Annotated in this window: 14 protein-coding genes; 4 read left to right on the forward strand and 10 right to left on the reverse strand. The window is 38.9% G+C overall.

The genetic code is table 11. The features are described 5' to 3' along the window. Positions 1 to 20: 20 nt before the first annotated feature. On the forward strand, positions 21 to 329 hold the full coding sequence (locus tag ATE92_RS11010; RefSeq protein WP_100803763.1) for a hypothetical protein: 309 nt from the start codon (positions 21 to 23) through the stop codon (positions 327 to 329). Positions 330 to 360: 31 nt separating this feature from the next. Here the strand turns inward: ATE92_RS11010 and ATE92_RS11015 are convergent, their stop codons facing one another. From ATE92_RS11015 to ATE92_RS11045, 7 genes are all read right to left on the reverse strand, one after another. Beyond that, positions 361 to 2,571, reverse strand: a complete 2,211-nt coding sequence (locus ATE92_RS11015; RefSeq protein ID WP_100803764.1) for a TonB-dependent receptor — start codon at positions 2,569 to 2,571, stop codon at positions 361 to 363. Positions 2,572 to 2,612: 41 nt separating this feature from the next. Next, complete coding sequence (locus ATE92_RS11020) at positions 2,613 to 2,945, reverse strand: hypothetical protein (protein ID WP_100803765.1); 333 nt, start codon at positions 2,943 to 2,945, stop codon at positions 2,613 to 2,615. Continuing rightward, positions 2,946 to 3,248 carry a DUF6787 family protein gene (locus tag ATE92_RS11025; protein WP_100803766.1) on the reverse strand — a complete coding sequence of 101 codons (303 nt, stop codon included), beginning with the start codon at positions 3,246 to 3,248 and terminating at the stop codon, positions 2,946 to 2,948. Further along, complete coding sequence (locus tag ATE92_RS11030) at positions 3,245 to 3,646, reverse strand: DUF6146 family protein (RefSeq protein ID WP_100803767.1); 402 nt, start codon at positions 3,644 to 3,646, stop codon at positions 3,245 to 3,247. Before ATE92_RS11030 ends, ATE92_RS11025 begins: the two co-directional genes overlap by 4 nt. 268 nt (positions 3,647 to 3,914) lie before the next feature. Continuing rightward, the gene (locus ATE92_RS11035) at positions 3,915 to 4,871 is read right to left on the reverse strand and encodes a D-2-hydroxyacid dehydrogenase (protein ID WP_100803768.1); all 957 of its coding nucleotides are present in this window, start codon (positions 4,869 to 4,871) and stop codon (positions 3,915 to 3,917) included. Positions 4,872 to 5,004: 133 nt separating this feature from the next. Beyond that, positions 5,005 to 6,072 (reverse strand): 3-phosphoserine/phosphohydroxythreonine transaminase, encoded by a 1,068-nt coding sequence (gene serC / locus ATE92_RS11040; protein ID WP_100803769.1) that lies wholly within the window; start codon positions 6,070 to 6,072, stop codon positions 5,005 to 5,007. Between the two features lie 69 nt (positions 6,073 to 6,141). Beyond that, positions 6,142 to 7,191, reverse strand: a complete 1,050-nt coding sequence (locus ATE92_RS11045) for an acyl-CoA reductase (RefSeq protein ID WP_100804419.1) — start codon at positions 7,189 to 7,191, stop codon at positions 6,142 to 6,144. 64 nt (positions 7,192 to 7,255) lie between these two features. Here ATE92_RS11045 and ATE92_RS11050 point away from each other — a divergent pair, with 64 nt between their 5' ends. Then, positions 7,256 to 7,606 (forward strand): 4Fe-4S dicluster domain-containing protein, encoded by a 351-nt coding sequence (locus ATE92_RS11050; protein ID WP_100803770.1) that lies wholly within the window; start codon positions 7,256 to 7,258, stop codon positions 7,604 to 7,606. 72 nt (positions 7,607 to 7,678) lie between these two features. On the opposite strand, the gene ATE92_RS11055 is transcribed toward ATE92_RS11050, so the two are convergent. Both ATE92_RS11055 and ATE92_RS11060 read right to left on the reverse strand, forming a co-directional pair. After that, a complete protein-coding gene (locus tag ATE92_RS11055; protein ID WP_100803771.1) occupies positions 7,679 to 8,218 on the reverse strand; it encodes a hypothetical protein in 540 nt (179 codons plus the stop codon). A gap of 183 nt (positions 8,219 to 8,401) precedes the next feature. Continuing rightward, positions 8,402 to 11,089, reverse strand: coding sequence for a TonB-dependent receptor (locus ATE92_RS11060; protein ID WP_100803772.1), 2,688 nt, complete (start codon positions 11,087 to 11,089; stop codon positions 8,402 to 8,404). Positions 11,090 to 11,240: 151 nt separating this feature from the next. Here ATE92_RS11060 and ATE92_RS11065 point away from each other — a divergent pair, with 151 nt between their 5' ends. Together ATE92_RS11065 and ATE92_RS11070 are read left to right on the forward strand one after the other, a co-directional pair. After that, positions 11,241 to 12,101 (forward strand): alpha/beta hydrolase, encoded by an 861-nt coding sequence (locus tag ATE92_RS11065; RefSeq protein ID WP_100803773.1) that lies wholly within the window; start codon positions 11,241 to 11,243, stop codon positions 12,099 to 12,101. Between the two features lies 1 nt (position 12,102). Beyond that, the gene (locus tag ATE92_RS11070) at positions 12,103 to 12,900 is read left to right on the forward strand and encodes an alpha/beta hydrolase (protein WP_100803774.1); all 798 of its coding nucleotides are present in this window, start codon (positions 12,103 to 12,105) and stop codon (positions 12,898 to 12,900) included. Between the two features lie 46 nt (positions 12,901 to 12,946). Here ATE92_RS11070 and ATE92_RS11075 read toward each other — a convergent pair whose 3' ends face one another. Continuing rightward, complete coding sequence (locus tag ATE92_RS11075; protein ID WP_100803775.1) at positions 12,947 to 13,420, reverse strand: hypothetical protein; 474 nt, start codon at positions 13,418 to 13,420, stop codon at positions 12,947 to 12,949. Between the last annotated feature and the right edge of the window lie 160 nt (positions 13,421 to 13,580).

Here is a 13,580-nt window from a genome sequence, read left to right on the forward strand (position 1 = left end):
GAATAATAAACGAAACCATTATGAAAAATCCTAAATATAAATTACTTCGAAAAGGAATTCTATACGATGCAATAGGGATGGCGACAATGTTCATTCCTGTAGTGGGGCCTTTTCTCGATATAATCTGGGCGCCTTATGCGGCTAAGAAGATGAGTGATATGTACAAAGGAACCGAAGGTAAAATTGCATCGGTACTTGTATTTATTGAGGAATTGCTGCCTATAAGCGACTTTATTCCAACCTTTACACTTATGTGGATCTATACCTATGTCTTTGCAGCCCAACCACAGCCCGAGCCGCAAACCATTGAAGTAAAAGTAAACGATTAAAAAAAAAAGCCCGATTCGGGCTTTTTTTTATTTAGAGTGTTACCTTCAAATGAAAAGTAATGTTTCTTCCCATATTAGGTATTCCATCCGGTTTAAGCCGGGATAAATGAGCAATATAGGTGGTATCGAGTAAGTTTGTTATTGTCAAGCCGCTTTCAATGGATAACTTTTTAAGTACCAGTTCGAGTCCCGCTCCCAAATTGACCAAATTGTAGCCTTCACTTTCTGTTTCAAAAGCACTTATACGATCTTGCTTAAATGTGTTTTTTACACCTACAAAAGCGTAAGGGGTTTTTATGCTTCGGAAATCATTAAATTCAATTCGCAGTGTATTTTGAAGTGAGTTTGCCGGAAGCAAGGGTAAATTAGATGCGTCTTTCAGTTCGCCACGAACCATTTCGAAACTACTTTCAATATGTAACCAATCCAGAGGATGCGGGTGGATATGCACACCCACCTCGCCGCCATACAACGAAGCATCGTTCTGAACATAATTGAACACCGGGTTTTCTTCAATGGTCTCACCTGTCGGGCTTATAAAAATATAGTTGCCAAGTGCGTTGTAAAAGCCGTTGGCAGCAATTTCGAAATGTTCGTTTTTAAACTCCAAAGAAAGATCGGTTTGGATATTTTGTTCGTTGTCTAAATTCGGATTCCCAATTTCATATCTATTTGTGCCTTCATGAACTCCATTTGAAGTTAATTCGGCCAGGTTAGGAGCTCTGAATCCGCTGGCAATATTGAGCCGTCCCACAAGATTTTCGGTGATATCAAGTTTGGCGCCAATTGCTGCATTAAAACTATTAAAATCCTGCTGCAAAGGAGCTATGTACTCATCATCGCCACTTGTTCCTGCTGCTTCACTGTCAATCTTTCGAATGTCTAAACGTAAGCCGGCTTGAAAATCTATTTTTTCCAGATGGTAATGGGTTGTTCCCAAAATCCCGAAATCGGTTGTCGTTGCATTGGGAATTAAAACCTCTTCTCCCAAATTGCTATTGGATTGATACATTCCCTGCACCCCTACTATTGTTTCAAAATTACCGAGCTGAGGAAAATTGTATTTTACATCGTAGTTAAAAGTATTTAGTTGCATGCGCAGGGCAGCATTATCTACGGTCTCTTCAAATTCACTGCGATCATTAAACAAATATCCCATCTTAGCATCTAAACTTGAGTTCGTAAAGAAAAAGGTGTTGTCCAGGCTAACAATATGGTTGTCGATCTCCTGGAAAGGTAATAGTGGTGTTTTTGCCGTAGTTTGAACTCCAATTTCTTCAGGAATCCCAATGTTAGCCCGATTGTAGTTATACCTTAATGTAGATTTTAACTTAGTATCCTGATATCCAAAACCGGTCTTTATATCTTTTTCATTGAAACGTGTATTTGTTACACGAATCCCGGTCCCTGTTTTGTAATCGCTATGTGAAACATAAGCTCCTCGCACAAGAAATTTAAACTTTTCGGAAGAAGTTTTAGCTCCAAAATTACTGGAAGTACCTACTGTGTTTGAATAGTAAGTAGTATTCAAATCGGCTTCAAAATCTCCGGTGGCTGCGAATCGTTCCGGATTGAGATATAATACGCCTCCCAAGGCATCACTGCCATAGAGCAGAGAAGCGGGACCTTTAATAACCTCGACGCTTTCAATTCCGGCATCGTTTACACCCAATCCGTGTTCGCCACCAAACTGTTGATTCTCCAGGCGAACTCCTTGCGTATAAGTTAGTACTCTGTTAGCACTGAGCCCGCGTATCACCGGTTTTCCAATACCAACTCCGGTGCTAATCGTTTCAACTCCAGCGATGTTGGTAATGCCTTCCGCCAGCGAAACTGCACCTGTTGCCTTTATTTGATCGGTGCTCATTCTTTCTACCTTCATCACATTGTCGCTTTGCAGTTTGTGAAAAGGTGTAGATATGATAACTTCTTCCATTTCTACCACACTTTCAAGAAGTTGAATGTCCTCTGTATGGGATTCATTTTCAGAAAGCGTGATTTTTTTTGAAAGGGTTGTATAACCCAGCATGGAGTATATGACAGTGTATGTTCCGTCCGGAATATTTGAGATGGAATAATTACCGTTGAAATCGGCTACCATACCCTTTTCCAATTGAGGAATATATATTGTAGCCGAAATGGGTTCTTGCGTTTGTGATTGTACTGTGCCCGAAATTGTATTCTGAGCAATGGTGTTAACGGTACAAAAAAGTACCGTCAACAGTAAGAAATTTATTTTCATGAGAATATTTTCTTAAAAATTAGTAATTAAAAATTTGAAAACTAACAAATAAGAAATAGAGGAGGGCCTCTGGAATCGGGGTGTTGAAGAGGAATAAGTTTTGCTGAAAAAAAATAGAGGGTTTCTGTTCTTTCGTTCTGCTTTACTTCAGCGACAAAAGAATTGTCTAACGGATTAAAACTGAAAGTGGATAGGTGAAAATCGCAAATTGGACATTCGGTTATCTTTTCATGCAGGTGAACCGTATAATCTGTACAAACAGTGTGGTGGTGATTCTCAAAAATATGTGTAAACTGAATAACACTAGGCAATAATAACCCTATGGTAAGCACCACAGAAGCTATTATCGTGAAAATAGAGTGTCTTAATTTCATTTACGCTTTTATCAAAAAACCCAATCGCATACTTCGCAACATTTTCTTTTCGAAGTCCCAAAAAAAAGAAAATTCTCCAAACAACCAACCAAAAAGCACCAAAAGTACTTGGTACAGCGGAAAAATAATCAGGATTCGGGTTGGCCAATAAATAAACCAGCCCATTTCTCTTGTAATCCCAACAAAATCGGTCATGGGAGCGGCAAACTTTGCTGCGGTACTACCTGTGATAGCAAATACCAGAAACACTACAAATAATTGCCAATTGGAATGAATGTTCCAACGCTGCTTTAATTTGTTCATCTAAGCTTCTGCTTGTATTTTTGTTCAAAATATTTGAAGTAGTTGTACAATAGATAGTTTACTTCCAGGCCGTAATGAATATTTGGATCATAATCTATTTGCTGCGGATATAAAGTTTTGGAATAGGAGGGATTGTATACTCTGTTATTGTATTCCAGAACATATTGATAATTTCTTGTTTCCAAATATCCAATTCCGTTAAAACCCTTTGGTGGTTGTGTAACAAGCCAAGAGTCGAAGCCGGGCTCAATAATCAATATTTCGTATTCCAAACTATCATTTGCAATACGTAGTGTGTCGCTGGTCCCTGTGGTTGCAACACCTTCCACGGAAGATTTACTGGATTCACAGCTGTAAATCCCCAGAGCTACAATTAAAATCGCGAGTAAATATTTCATAGTTTCAATTTTTATAAAGTTACAAAAACAAATCCTTCCTACCCATGCTTTTTTAAACCCTTTAACAATAATTCAACACTTTTTTTACCATCCTTCGGTATCCTATTCGCGACCATTTTCTAGCATACGACCTAATTATCCATCTTATCCAAATGGGAATGACACATTTTGTTATTCTTGTTTTTTCTGGATCACCATACTGCAAGTCGATTGATACGACCATGTTTTACGATCTTATGTTCGTCGTTCTTTATCAATGATAAGTGATCTACACCGGTTTCAATATGGCTACAATCTGCTCGGCCAGTTCAGTACCAATGCGGTCTTGTGCTTCTTCGGTAGCTGCTCCGATATGCGGACTTAAGGATATTTTATCGTTCATTAACACTTTAATGGCGGGAGTAGGTTCTTCTTCAAAAGTATCTAAACCTGCAAAAGATAGTTTTCCGCTATCCAAAGCCTCAACAAGAGCTACTTCATCAATTACGCCACCACGTGCAGCGTTGATAATTCCTGCACCGGATTTCATTTGTGCAATTTCGTTTTTGCCAATTACATATCCCTTTTGTGCAGGAACATGAAGTGTAATAAAGTCGCTATGCTTGATCAATTCTGAAACTGGTTCTGTTTTAATCTTCAATGTTACTTGCTGGCCGTCATAGAAGTCTAAAGTAATATCTGCCTCGCCAACATGACTATCACTCGCTATCACTTTCATACCACAGCCCAATGCGATTTTAGCAACCTCCTTACCAATACGTCCGAAACCAATAATTCCAATCGTTTTGCCACGTAATTCACTACCTTTTGCATATGCCTTCTTAAGATCGTTGAAGCGGCTGTCGCCATCGAGTGGCATTGTACGGTTTGCATCGTGAAGGAATCTTACACCGGTGAATAGGTGAGCAAACACCAATTCGGCTACCGACGCAGAAGAGGCGGCAGGGGTATTTATTACGTACAATCCTTTCTCTTTTGCATAGGCAACATCAATATTATCCATCCCTACACCACCACGTCCAATGATTTTTAAACTCGGACAAGCATCTATCACATCTTTTCGAATTTGCGTAGCACTACGCACCAATACAACATCTACCTGATGCTGGTTGATATAATTAATAATTTGTTCCTGCGCTACTTTAACGGTTATTACCTCAAATCCTGCGGCCTGCAATGCTGCTACACCTGTTTGTGAAATTCCGTCGTTGGCTAATACTTTCATAATAATTATAAATGTTGAATTTTAAGTTTTAAATTTTTTGTTGGCTTGTTTTTACTAAGTCAATTATTCTAATTGCAAATTAGAAACTTCTTTCCTCAATCATAGCTTAAAGATTAGGACTTAGAACTTATCTCTATCCTTTGTTTTCAAGCTCCTGCATAACATCTACCAATACCTTAACGCTTTCCAACGGCAATGCATTGTACATGGAGGCTCTGTATCCGCCCACACTTCTATGACCGTTTAAGCCGTTGATACCTGCAGCTTTCACCAAGGCCTCAAAACGATCTTTGTCATTTGTGTTGGTTAAATTGAAGGTTGCGTTCATTTTGGATCGGTCTTCGGCATTAGCCACAAATCCTTTAAATAAAGGGTTTCGATCAATTTCAGTATATAAAAGCTTTGCTTTTGCGTTATTAATTTTTTCAATTTCCGAAATACCTCCCTGGTCTTTCAGCCACTCTAGCGTTAGCATAGAAACATAGACCGGAAAAACCGCAGGAGTATTGTACATGCTGTCTTTGCTTATATGAACCTTATAATCCAGCATTGAAGGAATAGTGCGGGATACCTTGCCTAAAATTTCTTCCTTAACAACAACCAAAGTTGTTCCGGCCGCACCCATATTCTTTTGTGCTCCTGCATATATTAGATCGAATTTCGAAAAATCCAATTGTCTTGAAAAGATGTCGCTACTCATATCACAAACGAGTAATGCGTCAGTTTCGGGAAACGATTGAAGCTGTGTCCCAAAGATGGTATTGTTACTAGTACAATGAAAATAGTCTACCCCTGAAGGGATAGTATAATTTTTAGGTATATAATTGAAATTTTGCTCTTTAGAGGAGGCTACTTCAACAATATCTCCAACTAATTTAGCTTCTTTAATTGCCTTATCAGACCAGGTCCCGGTATTTAAATATGCGGCTTTTTTCTCCAGTAAATTGTAAGCCACCATCAAAAACTCAAGACTCGCGCCTCCTTGCAAAAACAACGCTTTGTAGCCTTTGTCTTGAAGTCCAAGATGCTCTAAGGCGAGTTCCCTCGCATTTTCCATTACATCTACAAAATCCTTACTTCTGTGTGAAATTTCTACTAAGGACAAATCAAGTCCGTTAAAATTAAGTACGGCTTCGGAAGCTTTTTTTAACACCGATTGAGGTAAAATACAAGGTCCGGCACTAAAATTATGTTTTTTCATAGTTTGAATTTTTCAATGTGCAAAGATGTGAATTAAACACCTATTATGGATTAAATAATTGATAATTTATTAAGATAGTTTCAACAAAAACGCCACAGTATCAACTCCATCGGCGTAATCCCACAGCATAGGAGATTGTCCTTTTCCGAAGGGAATGTGATCTCTTGATACAATACATTGAATTTCTTCTGATGCGCTTCCCAACTTTCGATCTAAAGCTGCGGTATCTTTGTAGTATTCATAGAAAACCACCGAAATAGGAGACGAGAATCCTTCATCTTCTTTTAACAACAAAAACTCGTTGTCCAGCAATTTTATAGCACTCATCAAATACACCGCCTTGTTGTAATCGTAATTATTGATGTATTTATTGTTATGTACTATTTCCTTCCATGAAAATATTCCGTTGAAAAATGCATCAAAATTGTAATTCTCAGGCACATAAATTTTGGAAACGTTCCTACAACCCAATCCAAAGTACCTGAAAATATCGTCGGCAAGTGCTTCTAATTCTTCTGGAGTCTCATCGCCTGTTAGTATTGCAACCGAATTTCGGTTTTTTCTTATAATATGCGGGTATTTTCCGAAATAATAATCGAAGTAACGCGCTGTATTATTACTGCCGGTTGCAATTACGGCTTCAAAATTTTCCATTTTTTCCTCCGTAAAAGTAATATGGTCTTTAAATTCAGGCTCCACTGCGATTAAATAATTGGCCAAATAGGGCAGGAGTTGTTTGTCGTTTGAAGATAATTTCCCTAATACTTTATGTCCCGTGAGCAAAACCGATAAAAAATCGTGAAATCCAACCAGAGGGACGTTTCCCGCCATGATAATAGCAATGGTTTTTGATTTCGATTCCGGAATATTATAATTTGAAATCCATGTCTGCAGGTTTTCTTCTGAAAGTGCTTCGGCCCAACTGCTTACCGCAAATAGGATATTATTATGTGTAAACCATCCGTTGTGATGTTCGGCCAATGTAATTTGCCGAAGCATTCCGTCGAAGAACAAATCATTTTGAGGAATCCCTTCCTGTTTGTTTGTTTTTCCGGGGCCAAACTGCCCTAAAAACCTACCCAACGCAACAAATGCGTTAATTCTTTGTTGTAATTGCATACTAAGTTTGGAGATGCCCTTATAAGGCATTAAATTTGCGACAAAGTTAGAAAATTCAACCCCGATGGCAATTATAATAACAGACGAATGTATTAATTGTGGCGCTTGTGAGCCGGAATGCCCTAATACCGCTATCTACGAAGGTGCAGACGATTGGCGTTATGCCGATGGAACCGATCTGGAAGGAAATGTGGTTTTACCTAATGGTAAAGCTGTGAATGCAAATGAAACGCAAGAACCTGTTAGTGACGAAATCTATTATATTGTTCCCGATAAATGTACCGAGTGTAAAGGCTTTCACGATGAACCACAATGTGCAGCGGTTTGTCCGGTAGACTGTTGTGTGCCCGATGAAGACAATGTGGAAAGTGAAGAAACACTTTTAGGAAAGCAGGCTTTTATGCATCAAAAGTAAAAGGGGCGTTAAAAAACAAAAAACGCTTCAGAGTTAACTGAAGCGCCTTTCTTTTGTAGGGAATATGTATAATTACATTTTACTTTTTTTCTCGATCTTTTTCTCTTTCATTTCCAATTTGTAAACTGTAGTAACAACCACATCATTCTTAGCATCGTAACTTTCCACTACAAAATTTCCATTCTGATTAAAATAGCCAAATGAACTTTGTCCGTTTTGTGACATTATATAGTATCCTTTTTGAGATGAAGGACGCAATACAGCGTATTCCACGGGCTTAATATTGTCGGCTCCCAAAGTCATTAACTGAAATCCGCTGGTTGTATGCGGCTCAAATCTATAGGTTACACCATCATTCATATAATTGACATCCGAATTAATTTCGATGGGTTGCATTACCGTATTGAAATTATGGGTTCCGTCAAAATTGTTAAGTGCTAATTTCTGACTTTCAGTTTCTGTGACCTCTTTAGTAGAAACGTCTTTACCTTTACTATCTTCGACAGTTGTCTTAGTGATAGTTGTAGTTTTCTTTTCGTTTTCATTTTTTGTTTCCTGTGCAAAGGCGGTTGAAAAACCCGCAAGTGCTAAAACAATTAATATCTTTTTCATCGTTGTAGAATTTAATAATTAGTATTGTCAAATCTACCTAAGATCGTTGTTAAATACAGCTAACGGGTTGATAATACTATCCTAAACTTCCATAGAATTAACGTGTTTTATCTTAAAAAATCATAAAAAACCCTCTCAATGGAGTGAGAGGGTTTATCAGTCAATATTATTTAGGAAGTTATTTTAAAAACTGAAATTTAAACGGGAGTAGTAATAGGCTCCACCAAAGCCCATTTGAACCGAATCCCAGTATCCACCGGCTTCTGTCCAATCGTCTTGTTGATCGGGATACACATTAAATAAGTTGTTACCACCCACATTTAAAGTGAAATTATTGGATAGCTCGAATCCTAAATTTAAGTCGAATACAAACTTTGCAGTATAGGTATCGGTTGCGGCCGCAATTTTATTAGCAAAGCCTCCATAATCGGCAGAATCTTCAAACACTTGAAAGTCTAACAACTCAACATCACTGAATCGGGTCGCTGTTATAGCTGCGCTAAACCAGTCTCTTCCGTAAGTTAAATTCCCTGAAATCTTACTTTCGGGGGCAGAAGCCAATAAAAAAGCCTTGTCTCTTTCTCCAAAAAATGTCTGCTCATCCAAAGGACCATTTTTAACTTCCTTAATCACCATATTATTAAAGTTGGCCAATAAGGACACACCAATTCTATTGTCATTTATATTATCCTTGTATGCTAGCACCAAATCTAAACCTGTAGTTTCGGTATCGGCACCATTGGCGAAAAACTGAGCACTGTCGACTGCCGGAAGATCCGGGGCCGGGAAATTACCTGTCAATACAATTCGGTCCTGAACGTCGATATAATACAAATCGGCAGTAGCAGTGAATTTCGAAAAATTAGCTGTAAATCCAAGTCCGGCGTTCAGCGATTTCTCTTCCTGAAGAGGTCCAATACCAAAAGACGCAGTAACAGGACTGTTGTTAGGTGATAACAGCTGGTCGCTGGCAACGCCACCTATAAAGTTGGTAAATCGTAGGTTGTAGTAAATCTGCGCCAGAGATGGAGCTCTAAAACCTGTGCTTACCGATCCTCTCACATTCAAATTGTCTGTTGCTTTTAAACGCATTGCCAATTTACCGTTCAGGGTACTTCCAAAATCGCTGTAGTTTTCATAGCGTCCTGCCAGCCCCACTAGGAAGGCTTCCGAAATATCAAATTCTCCATCGGCATACAACGAAAGGTTCGATCTGCTGCGGTCTACCTCGTTATCCGGGCCATATCCCGGGAATCCTTGTGATCCTCCTGGGCGCACATCCCCCGAATCCGGATCGGTGGGTTGTTCCTGGTCTGCGGGATTAGTAATTAAAACACCGTTTACGTCGAAAGTCCCGTACGAACCGGCTTCTCCTGCAAAAATAATAAAGCGTTCGGTGCGGTATTCGGCACCAAAAGCAAGGTTCATTCCGCTTAACACATCGTCATAATATTTCGAAAAATCCAGATTCACGGTGTTTTGCGAAAGACTGTGACCCCCCGCATCGAAATCGGTTGGGGAAGCATCCTGCAATGATGCATTCAATGTACCTTGAATGTAATAGTGGAAATTATTTTTTCCGTAGGTATTACTGATATCTACATGCCAGCCGCTTTCTGTTTTGGTACGCACTCCTGCCGAAACAGAATTGTCCAAAATAAGCGACGTAATTCTAGGGGTAAAACCATTCGGATAAATTGAAGGGATCACTCGGGCTCCACCGTTACGGGTAAACGCATAGGCATCGGTATCGCGATAATTTCTACCACCAAATGCATACACCTCTGTGTTGTCGTTTACGGGGATTACCGCATTTCCGAAGAAATTAAACCCTTCAATGGCTGCTTCACCAAATCCTTTTCTGAAATCGAAGGCAGGACGTAGCGTTTTTTCCTTATTCATATATTCGGTTGTAAAGTTTGCAAATCCGCCTCTTTCGCCAATTCCGAAGCCATAGTTGGCAGCAATTTTTACCGACCCACCGTCAAAGTTTTTGTCTTCTCCTATGGCATTGCCATCCTTGTCGGTGTCTAAGCGGAACCCATCTGTGTTCCAAACCCCGTAGTCGTCTTCGGCGAAGGCGCTGGTGTCTACATCGGCATTGGTGCTGTAGGCACCGTAACTCACACTACCGGTCAACTGATTGATATTATCTTTTAATACGATATTTATTACCCCGGCGATAGCATCACTACCGTATTGGGCAGCTGCTCCGTCGCGAAGCACTTCAATTCGCTTAATAGCAGAAGCCGGAATCGCGTTTAAATCGGTTCCTGTATTCCCACGGCCTCTTGTTCCAAAAATATTTATCAAGGAAGACTGATGTCTTCTTTTTCCGTTAATTAAAACCAGCGTTTGATCCGGTCCCAGACCTCTAAGAGAAGCAGGGTCAATATGATCTGCTCCGTCCGAACCCGATTGCTTGTTGGCATTAAAGGAGGGTGCTGCATATTGTAACAGCTCGTTAATTTCTACCTTACCAATCTGAGAAGTAACATCTTCCAGATTGATTACATCAATAGGTACTGCGGTATTCACTGCGGTACGTTTCGGACTACGGGAGCCTACAAGAACTACTGTTTCCAGTGATTCCCCTTCGGTAAGCGAAACATCTATCATAGGCTGTCCGGCTACTTCAATCTCCTGAGGTGTAAACCCTATATAGCTGAACACCAAGATGGCATTGTCACCCACTTCGATGGAATATGTACCGTCATCGGCGGTTATTGTACCGTTAGAAGTGTCTTTTTCGACCACATTAACATAGGGAAGCGCAATGCCGTCCGCATCAACAACAGTTCCTGTGACTGTGTTTTGGGAAAAGCCAATTCCGCAGATTGCTAATAGTAATAAAAGTGTAATTTTTTTCATGGGATAGGTTGTTTTGTTAGTACTCTGTTATATTAATGTTAAAGCTACATATAAAAAAAAGACGTTTTTAATTCTCAATCAATTGTTATAAACAAGGTTATCATCACTTGCTTGATGTGTTTATTTTCGTAATTTTAAAGAAAAACAATACATGCCAATATGGTTGCATATTCTTTTAATTGTAGTGGTGATTTACATAATCATTAGCATTCTTCTCTATTATTTGCAAGAATATTTTCTGTTTAAACCCGAAAAATTACCAAGTGATTTTCAGTTTTTATATGAAAATCAGATCGTGGAAGAATACAATTTGGAAACCAGGGACGGTGCTACTATCAACGGACTACATTTTAGAGTGAAATCGCCCAAAGGCGTGGTTTTGTATTTGAAGGGTAATTCCAAAAGTATAAAGGGCTGGGGTAAGTTTGCGGTAGATTTTACCCGAAACCACCACGATGTGATTATGGTCGATTATCGCGGATTTGGGAAAAGCACAGGAAAGAGATCACAAAAAGCTATAAAAAACGATTTACAATACATCTATAATAAAATTAGAGAACGAGTTGATGAAAAATATATCATTCTCTACGGTCGCTCATTGGGATCGGGTTTTGCTACAAAATTGGCATCTATGAATACTCCCAAGATGCTTATTTTGGATGCGCCTTATTACAGTTTAACAAAGGTTACGGGAAGATACATGCCATTTATGCCACTTTCGGTGATATTGCGATATCCTATGCCTACCTATAAATGGTTGAAGTATGTTGATTGCCCTATACGGATAATTCACGGGACTCAGGATAAATTGATTCCTTTTAAGAGTAGTGTAAAATTGGCTCAGATAAAGCCGAAACTCACAAAGTTGTATCCTATTATTGGCGGCGGACATAAAAACCTGAATAATTTTGAAGAATACCACGAAGTACTTAGCGAGATAATTGCTTCCAAAGAACAGAAAATAGATTTGTCAACAACGAGTTTGAGTGTGCAACATTCAGCTAAAAAATAATATGAAAAGGCTAAAGAAACTCTTCGTCTTTGTTTTCTTTGCAGTGCTTTTTGGAATTACCGTACTCTACTTTATGCAAGAAAAATTGCTTTTTCATCCCTCGACTCTCCCACAAGAATACACCTTCCAATTTGAAGAAACTTTCGAAGAAATTTTTTTAGAAACCGAGGATGGTGCAAAACTCAATGCAATTCATTTTAAAAATGAAAACCCGAAAGGTGTAATCCTGTATTTTCACGGAAACGCGGGCGATTTATCGCGTTGGGGAGAGGTCACATCCTATTTCACACAATTTCAATACGATGTCCTGGTCATGGATTACCGAACCTACGGAAAAAGTAGCGGCGCCTTATCGGAAAAGGCATTTTTTAAAGACGCTCAATTATTTTATGATCATTTACTGAAAAGCTATGGGGAACATGAAATTATTGTGTACGGAAGATCCTTGGGAACCAGTATGGCAGCGTATGTGGCTTCTCAAAACAATCCGAAGCAGCTGCTTTTGGAAACGCCTTTTTACAGTATGGAAGATGTGGCGAAAAGCCGATTTCCATTCCTACCCGTTAAATTATTGTTACGCTATAAATTTCCAACCTATCGGTTTATCAAAGATGTAACATGTCCCATAGTGATTTTCCATGGAACCGAAGATAACACTGTGCCCTATGCGTCTGCCAAAAAATTGGTGGTACTTATTCCGCCTAAAAGGGTAAGTTTTATTACAATTACGGGGGGGAACCACAACGATCTTATTAATTTTAATGCCTATACAACAGAAATTGAAACTATTTTACAATAAAAAACCCCCAGTTAACTGAGGGTTTTCCTTTAATATCTTTAATGAATTAGTTGTCTTTCTGCAACTTCGCCATTCCTTTAGGACGGTGTTCCAATCGTTGTCTATTGGCTTCCATCTCTTTTAATTGAGCCTCTTTTATAGCGGCTAACGCTGCTTTTTCTCTTTCAGCTTTTTCTTTTTCTGCTTTAATGGAAGCTTCAAGCTCTAATTTTTTCTTTCTGGCAATTTCTTCCTGCATCGCTTTATTGTTAGCGTCTTCCGAAACATCGTCTACAACAACCTGCTTATCATCTACTTTTCTTGTAACGACATTTGTGTTTTGATCTTCTTTTTCATTTCCTTCAACCACAACAACTCCTACCTCGGTATCTGTTTCCTTAATTACTTTGGTCTGAACGGTGGTGTCTTTAGTCACCACTTTTTTAATGGTCGTCTTCTGGTCTACATCTTTATTTTCTTGCGCCGATATTGAATTTATACCTAAAAAAAGCGCAGCACATACTATTGCTATTAATTTCATCTTAATTATTGTTTATTGGTTATTACAATGTAAACTTAAACCATAAGTTGTTAAAAGAGTATTAAACCTGTCTAAAATGTTTCCTATATTTTTTCTGAAAATGATGTGCTTCAAAAGCAGTTATTTATTGCTATGAAGATGTATATTTGCAACTTCAAAA

This window comes from Ulvibacter sp. MAR_2010_11, assembly GCF_002813135.1.
Taxonomy (GTDB): domain Bacteria; phylum Bacteroidota; class Bacteroidia; order Flavobacteriales; family Flavobacteriaceae; genus Altibacter.

Excerpts from the sequence above, each read along its gene's own strand:
- ATE92_RS11050 (WP_100803770.1), top strand. The coding sequence starts at position 7,256 with ATGGCAATTATAATAACAGACGAATGTATTAATTGTGGCGCTTGTGAG.
- ATE92_RS11055 (WP_100803771.1), bottom strand. The coding sequence starts at position 8,218 with ATGAAAAAGATATTAATTGTTTTAGCACTTGCGGGTTTTTCAACCGCC.
- serC (WP_100803769.1), bottom strand. The coding sequence starts at position 6,072 with ATGAAAAAACATAATTTTAGTGCCGGACCTTGTATTTTACCTCAATCG.
- ATE92_RS11070 (WP_100803774.1), top strand. The coding sequence starts at position 12,103 with ATGAAAAGGCTAAAGAAACTCTTCGTCTTTGTTTTCTTTGCAGTGCTT.
- ATE92_RS11075 (WP_100803775.1), bottom strand. The coding sequence starts at position 13,420 with ATGAAATTAATAGCAATAGTATGTGCTGCGCTTTTTTTAGGTATAAAT.
- ATE92_RS11060 (WP_100803772.1), bottom strand. The coding sequence starts at position 11,089 with ATGAAAAAAATTACACTTTTATTACTATTAGCAATCTGCGGAATTGGC.
- ATE92_RS11045 (WP_100804419.1), bottom strand. The coding sequence starts at position 7,191 with ATGCAATTACAACAAAGAATTAACGCATTTGTTGCGTTGGGTAGGTTT.
- ATE92_RS11025 (WP_100803766.1), bottom strand. The coding sequence starts at position 3,248 with ATGAACAAATTAAAGCAGCGTTGGAACATTCATTCCAATTGGCAATTA.
- ATE92_RS11020 (WP_100803765.1), bottom strand. The coding sequence starts at position 2,945 with ATGAAATTAAGACACTCTATTTTCACGATAATAGCTTCTGTGGTGCTT.
- ATE92_RS11065 (WP_100803773.1), top strand. The coding sequence starts at position 11,241 with ATGCCAATATGGTTGCATATTCTTTTAATTGTAGTGGTGATTTACATA.
- ATE92_RS11030 (WP_100803767.1), bottom strand. The coding sequence starts at position 3,646 with ATGAAATATTTACTCGCGATTTTAATTGTAGCTCTGGGGATTTACAGC.
- ATE92_RS11035 (WP_100803768.1), bottom strand. The coding sequence starts at position 4,871 with ATGAAAGTATTAGCCAACGACGGAATTTCACAAACAGGTGTAGCAGCA.
- ATE92_RS11010 (WP_100803763.1), top strand. The coding sequence starts at position 21 with ATGAAAAATCCTAAATATAAATTACTTCGAAAAGGAATTCTATACGAT.
- ATE92_RS11015 (WP_100803764.1), bottom strand. The coding sequence starts at position 2,571 with ATGAAAATAAATTTCTTACTGTTGACGGTACTTTTTTGTACCGTTAAC.